General features: G+C 73.8%; 1 protein-coding gene and 1 pseudogene. Both read left to right on the top strand.

Features of this window, described 5'->3' with window-relative positions:
- On the top strand, positions 1-485 hold a 485-nt coding region (locus MXD58_RS25650), incomplete at its 5' end, for an FKBP-type peptidyl-prolyl cis-trans isomerase (RefSeq protein ID WP_250610259.1).
- A gap of 121 nt (positions 486-606) precedes the next feature.
- Positions 607-944, top strand: a pseudogene (locus MXD58_RS25645) (WYL domain-containing protein); the annotation flags it as partial.

Genomic DNA, 944 nt, shown 5'->3' with positions numbered 1-944 from the left:
CGACGCTGGTGACCGCCGCCGGCACCGCCCTGCCCGACGTGCGCAACGCCACCGATCTCACCAGGGCCCCGGTGTCCAGCGCCGGTCAGGGCACCGCGCCGACCGGCCTGGTCACCCGCGACCTCGTCGCCGGCCAGGGCGCGCAGGCCGGGGTGTCGAGCACGGTGAGCATCCGCTACTCCGGCGTGCTGTGGCGCAACGGCAAGGAGTTCGACTCGACCTGGACGGGCGGGGACGGCCAGCCCGTCAGCTTCCCGCTGGCCCAGACGATCCCCGGGTTCGGCCGGGGGATCTCCGGGATGAAGGTCGGCGGCCGTCGCCAGATCGTGATCCCGCCCGACCTCGGCTACGGTCCCTCCGGCGGCCAGCCGCCGACGATCCTCGCCGATGACACCCTGGTGTTCGTCGTGGACCTCGTCGCCGTCGAGGCCACCGACAGGCTCGGTGCCACGCCGGGCGCCGGCGGGGCGAGCGGCGAGCAGTAGTCAACGTGGCCGGGCCGGGCGCGGCCGGGGGCGATGTCCGCCCCGGTCCGCCCGACGGCTAGCCTGTGTGAGTGTGTCCCGGCGCCGTGTGGAACGCCTGCTCAACCTGACGATGTGCCTCATGGCGACATCGCGGTTTCTCACGGTCTCGCAGCTCGGCGATCTCGTCGAGGGCTACGACCCCGGCGCAAGCGCGGAGGAGCAGGACGCCTTCCGCCGGATGTTCGAGCGGGACAAGGCCTACCTGCGCGAGATCGGCATCCCGCTGGAGACCGGCACCGACTCGGCCTTCACCGACGAGACCGGCTACCGCATCCAGCGCGGTGACTACGCCCTGCCCGACATCGAACTGGAACCGGGCGAGGCGGCGGCGCTCGCGCTCGCCGGCTCGCTGTGGTCGACCACCGCGCTGGCCGGCCCCGCCGCCACCGCCGCTCCTGGCGGCGATCTGCGCAGCCG

The sequence above is a fragment of the Frankia sp. AgKG'84/4 genome, assembly GCF_023242965.2.
GTDB lineage: Bacteria > Actinomycetota > Actinomycetes > Frankiales > Frankiaceae > Frankia.
The sequence above is the reverse complement of the archived record's forward strand: the minus strand, read 5'-3'. Positions and strand labels throughout refer to the sequence as shown.